Source organism: Rhodococcus sp. MSC1_016 (assembly GCF_023667485.2).
In the GTDB taxonomy this organism is placed as follows: domain Bacteria; phylum Actinomycetota; class Actinomycetes; order Mycobacteriales; family Mycobacteriaceae; genus Rhodococcus_F; species Rhodococcus_F oxybenzonivorans.
The window spans coordinates 2,589,593-2,603,450 of the sequence record NZ_JAMOZI020000001.1; the positions used below are offsets into that span (position 1 = coordinate 2,589,593).

The 13,858-nt window shown below is 66.8% G+C and carries 15 protein-coding genes and 1 tRNA gene; 13 read left to right on the top strand and 3 right to left on the bottom strand.

The features are described 5' to 3' along the window. Nucleotides 1-18 precede the first annotated feature (18 nt). Genes L1080_RS11915 through L1080_RS11930 form a run of 4 tightly spaced genes read left to right on the top strand, consistent with a single transcriptional unit; the run spans nucleotide 19 to nucleotide 3,678 of the window. On the top strand, nucleotides 19-705 hold the full coding sequence (locus tag L1080_RS11915) for a biliverdin-producing heme oxygenase (RefSeq protein ID WP_159921983.1): 687 nt from the start codon (nucleotides 19-21) through the stop codon (nucleotides 703-705). Beyond that, nucleotides 702-1,742 (top strand): heme/hemin ABC transporter substrate-binding protein, encoded by a 1,041-nt coding sequence (locus L1080_RS11920; protein WP_250768513.1) that lies wholly within the window; start codon nucleotides 702-704, stop codon nucleotides 1,740-1,742. Before L1080_RS11915 ends, L1080_RS11920 begins: the two co-directional genes overlap by 4 nt. Next, nucleotides 1,739-2,809 (top strand): FecCD family ABC transporter permease, encoded by a 1,071-nt coding sequence (locus L1080_RS11925; protein WP_109329515.1) that lies wholly within the window; start codon nucleotides 1,739-1,741, stop codon nucleotides 2,807-2,809. Before L1080_RS11920 ends, L1080_RS11925 begins: the two co-directional genes overlap by 4 nt. After that, nucleotides 2,806-3,678, top strand: a complete 873-nt coding sequence (locus tag L1080_RS11930; protein WP_159921979.1) for a heme ABC transporter ATP-binding protein — start codon at nucleotides 2,806-2,808, stop codon at nucleotides 3,676-3,678. Before L1080_RS11925 ends, L1080_RS11930 begins: the two co-directional genes overlap by 4 nt. A 13-nt stretch (nucleotides 3,679-3,691) precedes the next feature. Here the strand turns inward: L1080_RS11930 and L1080_RS11935 are convergent, their stop codons facing one another. Beyond that, the gene (locus L1080_RS11935; protein WP_109329511.1) at nucleotides 3,692-4,045 is read right to left on the bottom strand and encodes a hypothetical protein; all 354 of its coding nucleotides are present in this window, start codon (nucleotides 4,043-4,045) and stop codon (nucleotides 3,692-3,694) included. 182 nt (nucleotides 4,046-4,227) lie between these two features. Between L1080_RS11935 and L1080_RS11940 the strand changes: the two genes are divergently transcribed. From L1080_RS11940 to L1080_RS11950, 3 genes are read left to right on the top strand one after another with little or no spacing between them, the layout of a single operon-like run. Then, nucleotides 4,228-5,238: a YncE family protein gene (locus L1080_RS11940; RefSeq protein WP_250768515.1), complete on the top strand. Its 1,011-nt coding sequence runs from the start codon at nucleotides 4,228-4,230 to the stop codon at nucleotides 5,236-5,238. Further along, nucleotides 5,239-5,478 (top strand): DUF5703 family protein, encoded by a 240-nt coding sequence (locus L1080_RS11945; protein ID WP_109329507.1) that lies wholly within the window; start codon nucleotides 5,239-5,241, stop codon nucleotides 5,476-5,478. Nucleotides 5,479-5,488: 10 nt separating this feature from the next. Beyond that, nucleotides 5,489-6,559: a quinone-dependent dihydroorotate dehydrogenase gene (locus L1080_RS11950; RefSeq protein WP_250768517.1), complete on the top strand. Its 1,071-nt coding sequence runs from the start codon at nucleotides 5,489-5,491 to the stop codon at nucleotides 6,557-6,559. Between the two features lie 82 nt (nucleotides 6,560-6,641). Here the strand turns inward: L1080_RS11950 and L1080_RS11955 are convergent, their stop codons facing one another. Further along, the gene (locus L1080_RS11955) at nucleotides 6,642-7,172 is read right to left on the bottom strand and encodes a YbhB/YbcL family Raf kinase inhibitor-like protein (RefSeq protein WP_159921973.1); all 531 of its coding nucleotides are present in this window, start codon (nucleotides 7,170-7,172) and stop codon (nucleotides 6,642-6,644) included. A 33-nt stretch (nucleotides 7,173-7,205) separates the two neighbouring features. Continuing rightward, nucleotides 7,206-8,558: a M20/M25/M40 family metallo-hydrolase gene (locus tag L1080_RS11960; protein WP_250768519.1), complete on the bottom strand. Its 1,353-nt coding sequence runs from the start codon at nucleotides 8,556-8,558 to the stop codon at nucleotides 7,206-7,208. 107 nt (nucleotides 8,559-8,665) lie between these two features. Here L1080_RS11960 and L1080_RS11965 point away from each other — a divergent pair. The 6 genes from L1080_RS11965 to L1080_RS11990 all read left to right on the top strand — a co-directional run bounded on the left by L1080_RS11965 (nucleotide 8,666) and on the right by L1080_RS11990 (nucleotide 13,794). Continuing rightward, nucleotides 8,666-8,751: transfer RNA gene (locus L1080_RS11965), tRNA-Leu, on the top strand. Nucleotides 8,752-8,823: 72 nt separating this feature from the next. Next, on the top strand, nucleotides 8,824-10,278 hold the full coding sequence (locus L1080_RS11970) for an SDR family NAD(P)-dependent oxidoreductase (protein WP_250768521.1): 1,455 nt from the start codon (nucleotides 8,824-8,826) through the stop codon (nucleotides 10,276-10,278). Nucleotides 10,279-10,383: 105 nt separating this feature from the next. Beyond that, complete coding sequence (locus L1080_RS11975; RefSeq protein WP_159921967.1) at nucleotides 10,384-10,800, top strand: universal stress protein; 417 nt, start codon at nucleotides 10,384-10,386, stop codon at nucleotides 10,798-10,800. A 72-nt stretch (nucleotides 10,801-10,872) separates the two neighbouring features. After that, nucleotides 10,873-11,283 (top strand): DUF2784 domain-containing protein, encoded by a 411-nt coding sequence (locus tag L1080_RS11980; RefSeq protein WP_159921965.1) that lies wholly within the window; start codon nucleotides 10,873-10,875, stop codon nucleotides 11,281-11,283. 37 nt (nucleotides 11,284-11,320) lie between these two features. Then, nucleotides 11,321-12,565 (top strand): saccharopine dehydrogenase family protein, encoded by a 1,245-nt coding sequence (locus L1080_RS11985; protein WP_250768523.1) that lies wholly within the window; start codon nucleotides 11,321-11,323, stop codon nucleotides 12,563-12,565. A gap of 263 nt (nucleotides 12,566-12,828) precedes the next feature. Continuing rightward, a complete protein-coding gene (locus tag L1080_RS11990) occupies nucleotides 12,829-13,794 on the top strand; it encodes a sulfite exporter TauE/SafE family protein (RefSeq protein WP_159921961.1) in 966 nt (321 codons plus the stop codon). Nucleotides 13,795-13,858 lie beyond the last annotated feature (64 nt).

Consider the following 13,858-nt stretch of genomic DNA (forward strand, 5'->3'; position numbering starts at 1 on the left):
GTAGATGCAGGAGAGCTCATGACCACGCTGAACGAGGCCGACGCGGCCGATCGCCGAGCGGTCGGTTTCGCCGAGCGCATCAAGGACGGCACGGACTCCGCTCACCGCGAGACCGAACAGTCCCGGTTCGTCGGAGCGTTACTCGCCGGAGAGTTGACTTCGGACGGCTACGCCGAACTGCTTGCGCAGACCTATCTCGTCTACCGCGAATTGGAAGACGCCGGACGCACCCACACGGATGATCCGGTGGCCTCACCGTTTCTGTCCGAGAAGCTGATACGCGTACCGGCCCTGGAAGCGGATTTGGCCTACCTGCGCGGTTCGTCGTGGCGCGACACCGTGTCCCCGCTCGCCGCCACCACCCGGTACCTCGAGCGGCTGCGTGAGGTGGCGTACGACTGGCCCGCCGGTTTCGTTGCGCACCACTACATTCGGTACATGGGCGATCTGTCCGGTGGTCAGATCATTCGCCGGATGCTCGAACGAGCATATGGATACACCGAGAACGGCCTGCGGTTCTACATCTTCGAGGAGATCCCGAAACCGAAACTGTTCAAGGATGCGTACCGCGCGAAACTCGACGCCGCCCCGTTGTCCGCGGCCGATCAGCAACGAGTGATCGACGAGGTGAACCTCGCGTATCGACTCAACGGTGACCTGTTCGCCGATCTCGAAGCCGACATCGACAGCTACCTCGCGCGGTGAGGCCCGTGGTCCGCACGTGCACTCTCCGATCAGTTCTCGCAGTACTTGCAGTGGTGCTCGTCGCCGCCGTCGGCGCTTCCGCATGCACATCCGCAACCGGTGACGGTGGGACGGGCCCACACGGCGCGCACACCGCGGTGCTGGACGATCTCGATCCGCAACCTGTCGCGTCGACGGCCGCACCGCTGCTGCCCACTACGGTCCGCAGCTTCGACGGCGTGGACGTCACGATCGACGACGTGAGCCGGATCGTGACCGCCGACCGCTACGGCACTCTGACGGAGACGGTCTTCGCTCTCGGGCTCGGCGACAACGTGGTCGGCCGCGACATCGCAGCCGAGTTCCCCGCCGCCGCCGATGTGCCGGTGGTGACGCCGGGCGGCCAGTCACTCAGCGCCGAGGCAATACTCGATCTCGCGCCGACGGTCATTCTCACCGACACAAGCATCGGACCGAAAGGCGTTCAGGATCAATTGCGCGCGGCGGGCGTTCCGGTGGTCTACTTCGACCCGACGCGCACCCTCGCCGGCGTGTCCCCGCAGATCATCGCGGTGGCGAACGCGCTCGGTGTCCCCGAGCGCGGAGCCGAACTCGCTGCCCGCACCGACCACGAGATCGCAGCGGCCCGCAGCCGGGCGCCCGACGGTGAGAATCCGTTGAAGATCGCCTTCCTCTATCTGCGCGGCACCGCGATCACCATGATCGGCGGGCGGGGATCCGGGGCCGACTCGTTGATCGAGGCCCTCGGAGCCGTCGACGCAGGCACGGCCTCCGGAATCACCCAGCAGTTCGCGCCCATCACCAGCGAGGCCCTCATCGCCGCAGCACCCGATGTGATCCTGATGATGACGGGTGGCCTCGAATCGATCGGGGGGATCGACGGACTCGCGAAGATTCCCGGTGTCGCGCAGACCCCTGCAGGAAAGAACCAGCGTGTCGTCGACATGGAGGACGGGGTGCTTCTCAGCTTCGGACCCAACACCGGTCGTGTGCTGGACGCCTTGGCGGACGCCGTCTATCAGCCGGCCGATCGATGAGCCTCGGCACCGTCACACCAGCTCAGGCTTCTTCTCGAACACGCACCGGCATCGTGCTGGCCGGGTTGCTGATCGCGCTCGCGGTCGCCGCAGTGTTCTCCGCGTGCATCGGCCAGGTGCCCACCGGACCGGGCGAGGTGCTCGGCAGCATCGCGCACCGCGTAGGACTCGACCTGGGTCCCCTCCCCGCACATCCCAGCGGTGAGGTCACGCTGTGGGAGGTCCGCTTCCCCCGGGTCGTCCTCGCGATCCTCGTCGGCGCGGCTCTCGGCTGCGCCGGTGCTCTCCTGCAGGGCGTCTTCGCCAACCCTCTGGCCGAGCCGGGCGTCATCGGGGTCTCCGCCGGGGCAGCCGTCGGTGCCAGTGCCGCCATCGTCGTCGGCGGGGCGTTCGCGGCCGGGTGGACCGTGGCCGCGTCCGCGTTCATCGCCGGACTCATCACGACTGTCGCCGTGTACGTCCTCGCCCGCCACGACGGCCGCACCGAGGTGGTCACCCTCGTACTCACAGGCGTCGCGGTCAATGCCTTCGCGGGCGGACTGATCGCCTTCTTCACCTTCATTGCCTCGCCGGCCGCCCGTGACCAGATCGTGTTCTGGCAGCTGGGAAGCCTCAACGGCGCCACGTGGAGCGCTGTCGCGGTAGTGGCGCCGATGACCGTCGCCGGTATCGCCGCGACCATGGTGATCGCGGCAAAACTCGACCTACTCTCGCTCGGTGAGAGCGCAGCGCGACATCTGGGACTCGACGTCGAGCGTTTGCGCCTGATCGCCGTCCTCATCGTCGCGCTACTGGTGTCGTCGAGCGTGGCCTTCACCGGGATCATTCTGTTCGTCGGCCTGGTGGTACCCCACCTCATGCGTATCGCCGTCGGTCCGGGGCACCGAGTGCTCATTCCGGCCAGCGCGTTGTGCGGGTCGCTGGTGCTCCTCCTCGCCGACCTGGGCGCCCGGTCCCTGGTGGCCAACGCGGACCTTCCCCTCGGCATGCTGACTGCTCTGGTCGGTGGACCGTTCTTCTTCTGGCTGCTCCGCCGTACCCGAGCCCGCCAGGGCGGTTGGGCGTGAGCCCCAGCCGTCTGCGGACGAGAATCCGGGAAGCTCTCGCGCAGAATTTCCTCCGCCGGACCGATCCGGTTCCGCAGGTACCCCGCCCGGGCGCGGTAACACTGTGCGCGGTCGACATCGACGTCCACCGCGGGGGACGACCCGTGCTGGACAAGGTGTCGGTGGACGTGCGCGTCGGTGAGGTACTCGTACTCGTCGGACCCAACGGCGCCGGCAAATCAACCCTCCTCGCGGCGCTGTCGGGCGATCAGAACGTGCAGTCGGGCTTCGTCCACCTCGACGACCGGGACGTCGACACGTGGACGCCCCTCCAGATGGCTCAGCGCCGCGCCGTACTCCCCCAGCAGAACACGGTGGGATTCTCGTTCACCGCACGCCAGGTCATCACGATGGGCCGGTCCCCGTGGGCCAGAACGTCCCGGTCGGACGAGGACGTCACCGCAGTCGCCGAGGCGATGAGAATCTGCGATGTCGAGCCCTTCGCCGATCGACCTTTCACCGCTCTCTCCGGCGGTGAGCGTGCTCGCGTCGCGCTGGCACGAGTGCTCGCTCAGCGCACCGAGACGATTCTGCTCGACGAACCGACCGCAGCGCTCGACCTCGGTCACCAGGAGACAGTGATGCGGCTTGCACGCGACCGTGCCCGCGCCGGCACCGCTGTGGTGGTGGTGCTGCACGACCTTGCGCTCGCCGCCGCCTATGCGGACCGGATCGTCGTGCTCGAGAACGGCCGCGTCGCCGCCGACGGCCCACCCCGGGAAGTGCTGGCCCCGGAGCTCCTCACCCGCGTCTACGGCCATCCGGTGGAGGTCATCGCGCACCCGGAAACCGGGACGCCCCTTGTCCTACCTCGACGTGACCGACGCTGAGGCCGTATGGGTGTCAGAGTCCGTCGATGACGGCGCCGAGGCGGCTCAGTACAGCGCGGACCGTTCTGCCGTCTTCCTGTCCGACGACAACCGAATCGGGGGCGGCTACCGCATCCCGCACCACCGCGACGATGGAGCGTTCGTCGGTCAGATCGATCTCGCGAATCGAGCGACGAGCCGTCGCGATGATGTCGTCCGGTGCCGGCACATCCGTCTCGACGTCCGCCCGGTACACCTCGACGAACAGGGTGCTCTTCCGTACCCGGAAGGCATAGGAGTTCCCCTCTGCGGTGCGACCGAAGCCGTGCGCGTGCGGGCCGACCGAGACGTCTTCGACGGTGAACGTCGGTGTTTCGGGTAGTTCCACGGTGTTCTCCTCGATGACCTCGTCCGGTTGTCGGGAACAACCGCACGTGGGGTCGATAGCCCCTACGGTATCGCCTCGCGACGCGCTGGGCACCGACCGCTTTGCCCGGTGTTTCGCGAATCAGGGATGCTTGGTGGACAGTTGTGCAGGTACGGACAGAAGAGAAACCCGAGGAGCAGCGCATGGGCAGACCTGGAGCGCGCGTCGTCGCGTCGTGCGTCGGAGCGGCATTTTTGCTGGTCACGGGCTGTTCTTCGAGCAACGACGAGGATCAAGCAGTCACCATTGCGCCGGCCAGTGCAGCTCAGTCACCCGCACAGGCCACGACGCCTGCCGGTGTCGTCCATCCGATCGGGCAACCTATCGAGTCGGTCACAATCGACCCCGACACGCGTACCGCCGTCGTCCTGGTCGGCGACCGGAGGGAAGTTCTTCTGTTCGCCGGCGGCGACCTCGGCGCCGCACCGCGTTCGATTCGGTTGAACGAGACTGTGACGCAGGTGTCCCTAGCCCCCGGCGGAACTGCACTGCTCGCCATGAATGGCCAGGTGGGACGGCTGGACCTCCGATCCGCCGAGCTCGACTCCGTCTCGGCGGACGGGGACGTCCGGTCGGTGGCGCAGCTGCCCGACGGACGGCTGGCCGTAGGACTCGGCAATGGCGAAATTCACATCACCGGCAGCGAGGGCGCCGAGTCACAAGTGATCGACGGATTGACCTCGGTAGATGCACTGGCCGTTGTCGGCGAGTCGCTCACCGCACTCGACCGCGGTCAAACTTCCGTCACGGAAGTCGACATTCCGAAATCCTCCCTCGGTGCCGCTCTCCGCGCCGGTGAAGGTGCGACTCAACTCACCACCGATCACTTCGGTCGCATTCTGGTGACCGATACGGCCGGTGACGAGTTGCTGGCGTACACGACAGACACTCTGATGCTGCGCCAGCGGTTTCCGGCGGGAGATGCACCCTACGGCGTCGCTTACGACGACGAGGCCAACCGGGCGTGGGTCACGTCGACCGGTACGAACGAGGTGGTCGCCTACGACCTCGCCAGCGGCGTCGGGGTGGAAACCGCACGCTATCCCACGGTCCGCCAGCCCAACTCGATCGCGGTGGACACCGTCAGCGGTGATCTACTCATCGGTTCCGGCACGGGTGACGGGTTGCAGCAGATACCGACGAGGAGCTCATAGATGTCGTCGCATTCACGCCGTCTCCCCTCCGGCTGGGAAATCGAGTCCGAAGACTTCGAGTACGTGCCGCTGCGGTTGCCACCGGACGTCACCCGCGTCAGTGCGTCGATGAGACTCGCCATACAGGCGGAGTTCGGTGGCTGGGAGCTCTCGCGCGTGCGGCTGTACTCCGACGGCAGCCGGCGCGTACTGCTCAAACGACGAAAGACCACCCACCATGTTCCCGACCCCGCTATCTAGGGAGATCCCGTTGTATCACCTGCTCCTGCGGCTGATGTTCCTCGTTCCCCCGGAGCGCATTCATCATCTGGCCTTCAAGGCGATGCGCCTGGCCACAGGCGTCACCCCGCTGCGCCAGCTGGTTGGCAAGGTCCTCGTGGTCAATGATCCGGTGCTGAGGAACACCGTGTTCGGACTGGACTTCCCCGCCCCGCTGGGACTGGCCGCCGGCTTCGACAAAGACGCCACCGGTGTGGACGCGTGGGGTCCCCTCGGATTCGGTTTCGCCGAGGTGGGAACCGTGACGGCGCAGGCTCAGCCCGGCAACCCAGCTCCCCGCTTGTTCCGGCTGCCCGCCGACCGCGCCCTGATCAACCGAATGGGGTTCAACAACCACGGCGCAGGCAATGCCGCGAACCACCTCCGGCAGCGACGCGCGAGTGTTCCGATCGGGGCGAACATCGGCAAGACCAAGATCGTCGACGCGGCTGAAGCGCCCGCCGACTACACAGCAAGTGCGCGGCTTCTCGGGCCCCTTGCCGATTTCTTGGTAGTCAACGTCAGTTCACCCAACACACCGGGACTACGCGACCTGCAAGCTGTCGAGTCGCTGCGGCCGTTGCTTCGCGCAGTTCAGGAGACCGTCAACGTTCCCGTCCTGGTGAAGATCGCCCCCGACCTGTCGGACGACGACGTCGACGCCGTCGCCGATCTCGCGGTCGAGTTGGGTCTCGCCGGGATCGTCGCCACCAACACCACCATCCGGCGTGACGGCCTGCGGACCCCGAAAGCCGAGGTCACCGCGATCGGGGCGGGCGGGCTGTCGGGCGCACCGGTCGCGGAACGGTCCCTCGAAGTGCTGCGCCGCTTGCACGCGCGGGTCGGCGATCGGCTGGTGCTGATCTCGGTGGGCGGGATCGAGACCACGGAGCAGGCCTGGGAACGCATCCTGGCCGGGGCCACCCTGGTCCAGGGGTATACGGGTTTCATCTACGGCGGACCGTTCTGGGCGCGCCGTATCCACAAGGGGTTGGCGCGCAAGGTCCGCGACGCCGGCTTCGACAGCATCGCGGACGCGGTGGGCGCGGGAGTAATCCGCTGATACGGGTGCCTCAACGACCGGTGGCCGGCGACTTCCGAGAGAAGTCGCCGGCAACCGATTTCCGACCTGCTGCTTGTCTGACCTACTGCTCGTAGGTGCCGGTGATCCTCGCCCGGGCGATGGCGTGCGAGAACAGGTTGAATCCCAGAAATGCCGGAGTCGAATCCTCGCTCACGCCGTCGAGGGTATCGACGTCCAGAGCGTGGACAGCGACGATGTAGCGGTGCGGGCCGTGCCCCTGGGGCGGGGCTGCCCCGATGAAGCGGCGCTGCCCGGCGTCGTTCCGCAGCTGGATCGCGCCATTCGGGAGCCCGGTACCGTCGTCGTCACCGGCACCGTTCACCAAAGACGTGCAGTCCGCCGGGATGTTCGCCACTACCCAGTGCCAGAAACCCGAGGCGGTCGGCGCATCCGGGTCGAACACGGTGACCGCGAAACTCTTGGTCTCGGGCGGAAATCCCGACCACGACAGCTGTGGCGAGTTGTCGAAGCCGCCGGCTCCCATGATTCCACTGACCTGATCCTTCTTCAGCGGCTGCCCGTCGGTGACGTCGGCGGAGGTCAGCTCGAAACTCGGCAGGTCGGGAAGTGCTTCGTACGGGTCGTAGGACATGCGGTTCCTCTCTTGTCGCGAATGGGCGATGGATCAGCTGTGGAGCAGAAAGTGCTCCAGCACACGCGTCCCGAACAGTAGTGCGTCGACCGGTACCCGTTCGTCGACGCCGTGGAACAGGGCACTGAAGTCGAGGTCGGGAGGCAGCTGCAGCGGCGCAAAGCCGAAGCATCGGATACCCAGCTTGGCGAATGCCTTGGCGTCCGTGCCGCCGGACAACATGTACGGCACGGTCCGCGCACCGGGATCGTGCGCGAGGATCGCCTCGTTCATGGCGTCCACCAGGTGACCGTCGAACGTCGTCTCGTAGGAGTCGAGGTTGGTGATCCACTCCCGCTGCACGTCGGGCCCGATCAGCTCGTCGACGGTGGCCTCGAACTCGGCCTGCCGACCGGGCAGGATGCGGCAGTCGACCACGGCCTCCGCGGTCTGCGGGATGACGTTGGCCTTGTAGCCGGCGGACAGCATGGTGGGGTTCGCGGTGTCCCGCAGCGTGGCGCCGATGATATTGGCGATACTGCCCAGTTTCGCCAGGGTGCCGTCGAGGTCGGGCGACGTCGCATCGAAATCGAGGCCCGTTTCCTCGCCTGCAGCGGCGAGGAATTCGACGACCGAATCGGAAATGACCAGCGGAAAGGTGTGCGCACCCAGGCGGGCGACTGCCTGCGCGAGAATGGTGACGGCATTGTCGGTGTGCAGGAACGAGCCGTGCCCGGCCCTGCCCTTGGCCGTCAGACGCATCCAGCCGAGACCCTTTTCCGCGGTCTCCACCAGATACAGCCGTCGCTCGGTGCCGTCCGGGCGCGGAACGGTGAGCGAGAACCCACCGACTTCGCCGACGGCTTCGGTGACACCTTCGAACAGGTCGGGACGATTCTGTACGAGCCACTGGCAGCCGTATTTGCCCCCGGCCTCCTCGTCGGCGACGAACGCGAACACGAGATCCCTCGGCGGAACGATTCCCTCGGCCTTGAACTGGCGGGCCACCGCCAGGATCATGCCGACCATATCTTTCATGTCGACGGCGCCGCGGCCCCACACGTAGCCGTCCTCGACGGCGCCGGCGAACGGGTGGACGCGCCAATCGGCGGGCTCGGCGGGCACGACGTCGAGGTGACCGTGCAACATCAGCGCACCGCGGGTGGGGTCCGACCCCTTCAGCCTCGCGAAGACGTTCCCCCGCCCCGGCGCCCCCGATTCGACGTATTCCGTCTCGTATCCCACTTCCTGGAGCTGAGCGGCGACCCACTCCGCACACTCACGCTCACCCTTGGTCGTGGCGAGTTCCCCGGTGTTGGACGTGTCGAAGCGGATCAGTGAGCTGACGAGCTCGACGACCTCGGCTTCGGCGCGACCCCGGCCTGGCGTTTCCTGTGTAGTCGGCACTTCACTTTCCTACCACCGCGCCACCGGAAACGCTCAGGTGAAAGGGGCGATTTGGGCCGTGGCGCTTCATCGGATAGTCTTTCCCAGCGCCCAGGAAATGGGTGCGAGTCCGAGTGGCGGAATGGCAGACGCGCTAGCTTGAGGTGCTAGTGTCCTATTAACGGACGTGGGGGTTCAAGTCCCCCCTCGGACACTCTGAGTTGAGACAGACGAAAAGGCCCCGGTTCATCGAACCGGGGCCTTCTTCGTGAGAGGGCGAAGTTCGATGGGTGAAACAGCGACGGCAATCGATCCGGCAGATCTGGAGATCTGTTTGCGGGTTCTCGATCAGGCCGCAAGTCTGGACGAATCCGACCCTGATTCGGTCACCGTGCAGCGCGCCGTGGGCCATCTCTTCAAGAAGTTGAAGAAGCGGCGCCGACTCGCCGCCCGGGATGCTGTCGCCGAGGCGGACCGCCGGGTGGTCGCCGCCACGGCGACCGGGTCGCCTGATCGGATAGACGACGAGACCGCCGGCATTCCGCTCACGTCGAACGCCGACGGCGCCACCGCGGGCACGCTGATCCGTCCCCGCCCCTGTTACATCTGCAAACAGCGGTACACGCGGGTCGACGCGTTCTATCACCAACTGTGCCCCGACTGCGCCGGGAAGAGCCGCGCGAAGAGGGACGCACGCACCGACCTCACGGGACGCCGGGCGCTCCTCACCGGTGGTCGCGCCAAGATCGGGATGTACATTGCGTTGCGCTTGCTCCGCGACGGCGCGCACACCACGATCACCACACGGTTCCCCAACGACGCGATCCGACGGTTCAAGGCGATGGAGGACAGCGCCGACTGGATCCACCGTCTGCGGGTGGTGGGTATCGACCTCCGCGATCCCGCGCAGGTGGTCGCTCTCGCCGATTCCGTTGCCGCCCAGGGCCCCCTCGACATTCTCATCAACAATGCCGCCCAGACGGTGCGGCGCTCCCCCGGCGCCTACAGCGCACTGGCGGACGCGGAATCGGGCGCCTTGCCCGCCGGTGTTCTTCCCGACGTCCTGACTTTTGGAAAGACCAGCGACGCGCACCCGGCGGCTTTGGCCGGCTCCCTGTCCGACGTGTCGGCCATGGCCGGTGCGGCGATGGCACCGGAATCCGTCAGCTCCCTCGCACTCGTCGCCAAATCCGCCTCCCCCGATCGCATCGCGCAGGGTCTCGCCATCGACGCCGGGGGCCTCCTGCCCGATCTCGCGCACACGAACAGCTGGGTCCAGACCGTCGAGGAGGTCGACCCGATCGAGCTGCTCGAAGTGCAATTGTGCAATTCGGTAGCGCCGTTCATCCTGGTATCCCGGCTGCGACCCGCGATGGCGGCGGCCGCCGCCCGGCGCAAGTATGTGGTGAACGTGTCGGCGATGGAAGGTCAATTCAGCCGGGCATACAAAGGACCAGGGCATCCGCACACCAATATGGCGAAGGCAGCGCTGAACATGCTGACGCGGACCAGTTCCAAGGAAATGCTCGACGACGGCATCCTCATGACGGCGGTCGACACCGGCTGGATCACCGACGAGAGACCGCACTACACGAAGATGCGGCTGGCCGACGAGGGTTTCCACGCCCCCCTGGACCTCGTCGACGGCGCGGCGCGGGTGTACGACCCGATCGTGCAGGGTGAGCAGGGCATCGACCTGCACGGCTGCTTCCTGAAGGATTACGAACCCTCCCCCTGGTGACCGAGCACCCCATCCGGCGCGCCAGAGAGCATCAACACAGCCGAAGGACACTGGTGCACGGGGATAATGGGGTTCGAAACGAATCCTGAACTGGAGGCACCACACATGGCGATCGCCGTTGTCCACCGAGACAGCCCCGAGGGCCGGGCGGCGATCGTCCACGCCGCCCGTGAGGCCGTGCATCGACACGAACAGCTCGTGGTTCTCTCCGTCGTCGACGAGGTTGCGGATGCGGACGCCGAATCGGATCGTTCCGCTCTGTGCGCCGAAGTCCAGGCCACGCTCGAGGGTAACGGCGTCGGCGAGGCCTCGTGGGAGTTGCGCACCGAGGCGGGCGACGGCGACCAGGTCAGTGCGCTGCACACCTTGGTGGACCGTAGTGGTGCCGACCTCCTCGTCGTAGGTACCCGACGCATGTCACCGATCGGCAAGTTCCTTCTCGAACGCTGGCTGCAACGGCTCCTCCTCGAGGTCGACATCCCGGTTCTCGTCGTCAAGGAAGAACTGCACGGTTCCGCCTGAACGCTCTTCCGGCGGCCGGGCCGCCGCCGCGCCTAGGATGACAGGGCGGGTCCCGGAACCAGGAGTACACCGATGGGGAGTGCAGCTTTCTACAGGGTGGTTGCCGACGCGACGGTCGTCGTGCACCTGGCCTTCATCCTGTATGTCGCCGCCGGCGGCTTCCTCGCCTGGCGCCTGCCGCGCACGATCGGCCTCCACGTCGCGGCCGTCGCCTGGGGTTTCACCGGACTCCTCGTAGGTATCGACTGCCCACTCACGCATCTCGAGAGCTGGGCCCGGGTGCAGGCCGGACAGGCTCCACTGCCGTCCTCCGGGTTCATCGACCACTACTTGACCGGAGTTCTGTACCCAGAGTCGGCTGCCGGCGCGATCCAGATATCGGCCGCCCTCGGCGTCGTCCTCTCCTGGGCCGGGTACGGCATTCTCCGTGTCCGGGCCCGCAGCACATTCGCGCACACCCCTTCCGGTCACGCCGGTTCGTAGCCCCCGGAGTGGCTGGACGAGCTTGTAGTGTCGAGCCATGACAGACAGCGCACGTGAACTGGATCTGGTCGTCTACGGGGCTTCCGGCTTCGTCGGCAAACTTCTCGCCGACTATCTCGCCCGCACAGCGCCCAACGATGTGCGAATCGGCCTTGCCGGACGCTCGCAGGCCAAGCTCGAATCGGTGCGATCGTCGCTCGGCCCCCGCGCAGCACAGTGGCCGATCATCGTCGCGAACTCGGACGATCAGGCGTCGCTCGCCGCCTTGGCCGCCGGTACCAGAGTGGTCGCCACGACGGTGGGTCCCTACGCCAAGTACGGGCACGGCCTCGTCGCTGCATGCGCCGAGGCCGGCACCGACTACGTCGACCTCACGGGTGAGGTGCTGTTCGCCCGCGACAGCATCGACGCCAACCACGACAAAGCCCGTGAGACCGGCGCACGAATCGTGCATTCCTGCGGTTTCGACTCCATTCCGTCCGACATCGGAGTGCATGTACTCCACGAAGCCGTGCAGGCCGACGGGGCCGGCGAACTCACCGACACCACCTTGGTCGTCACCTCGCTCCGAGGCGGCGTGAGTGGAGGGACCATCGACTCCCTTCGGACCCAGGTCGACGTGTCGAAGAAGGATTCGGCGCTGCGCCGGCTCGCGGCATCGCCCTATTCGCTCAGCCCGGACCGGTCTCAGGAACCCGATCTCGGAAAACAGTCCGATGTCAGCGTGGTCAACGGTAAGGACATCGCCCCCGAACTCGAGGGCTGGAAGGCGCCGTTCGTGATGGCGTCCTACAACACCCGCGTCGTGCGGCGCAGCAACGCCCTCCGGAAATGGGCGTACGGGCGCGAATTCAAGTATCGCGAGGTCATGAGCGTCGGCAAGTCTCCGGTCTCGCCTCTCATCGCCGGTGCCGTCGCCGTCGGTCTGGGCGGCTTGGTACTCGGCCTCAGCGTCCCGCCCACCCGCTACCTCCTCGACCGGGTGCTTCCCGCACCCGGCGAAGGTCCGAGCGAGGATGCGCAACGCAAAGGCCACTTCACGATCGACATCTATACGACCACCACGACGGGTGCCCGGTACACCGCTCGGGTGAAGGCCCAAGGCGATCCGGGGTACCGCGCCACCGCGGTCATGTTGGGTGAATCCGCGCTCGGCCTGGTTCTCGGCGGCGATGCGCTCCCCGACGCGGCCGGTGTCCTCACTCCGGCGACGGCGCTCGGTGACGTCCTGGTCACCCGCCTCCGCGACGCGGGTCTGGAAATCTCGGCACGCAAGTTGTGACGGGCCGGGCGGGTCGACGTGACAGGCGTCGAACCGCCCCGCTAATCTCGAACGACGTGCGCGGGTAGGCCGCGCCTCCTCTCACGGCATACGGAGTATCCATGAACGGCTCGAGCGCGATGTCAGGCCCCGCGGCCGTGCTCGCTCTCATGCCGTTCTGGCCGTCGCGCCGGGGTCATGCTTTCGATCAGGGATGTTGCTGACCGGCCTTCGGGCCGGTCTTTCGCTGTCCTGACGTTCGCTTCCCCCTGCTCGGAGTCCCGATGTTCAAGCTCTTGATCTTCACGCTGGTCGGCGTGGGTGCCCAACTGGTAGACGGAGCGCTCGGGATGGCTTTCGGTGTGACGGCCACGACCCTGCTCGTCGTCAGTGGGGTCGGGCCGGCGCAGGCGAGCGCTGCCGTTCATTTCGCGGAGGTCGGCACGACCCTCGCTTCCGGGGCGGCGCATTGGCGATTCCGCAACATCGACTGGTCACTCGTCCTGCGACTCGGCGTGCCCGGCGCGATCGGGTCCTTTTTCGGTGCCGTCGTCCTGTCCAGCTTGTCGACCGCAGCGGCGGCCCCGGTGACAGCCACCATTCTGCTGGCCATCGGAATCTATGTGCTGCTCCGGTTCTCGATCCGGCCGCCGGCGGTCGACGGCGCCCGAACGTCCCCTCACACGGCCGCATTTCTGTCGCCGCTGGGTTTGTTCGGTGGATTCATCGACGCCAGCGGTGGCGGTGGTTGGGGTCCGATCACGTCGAGCACCCTGCTCTCCCGCGGCAAAACTGCACCGCGGACCGTCATCGGGTCTGTCAGCGCCTCGGAGTTCCTGGTGTCCGGTGCGGCCAGTCTCGGCTTCATCTTCGGCCTCGGTAGCGCCTTCTTCGACAACCTGCTGATCATCGCCGGACTGGCGCTGGGCGGAGTCCTCGCTGCACCCCTGGCGGCGTGGCTGGTGAGCCGGGTCCCGGCGACGCTGCTCGGGACCGGTGTCGGGGGAATCATCGTGATCACCAACGCACAGAAGCTCTTTTCGACGTTCGACGTGAGTGGAGCGCTGTCGGCATTCGGCTACGTCGTGCTCGTCGGGTTGTGGGCGGGACTGCTGGTCGTCGCATGGCGCCGCTCGCGCCTCAGCGCAGCGGAGGCCGCGGGCGACTTGCAGCGTTTCGGCACCGGCCCCGAGTTGTCCGCACTGCCGGAAACCCCGGTCTTCGAGCCTTCCACCGGCGGGAAGGTCTGAGCGCATCCGCCAGGCCGGACGTCATCGGCCCCACGCCTTTACTCCCAGGTAACATTGGTCGCGA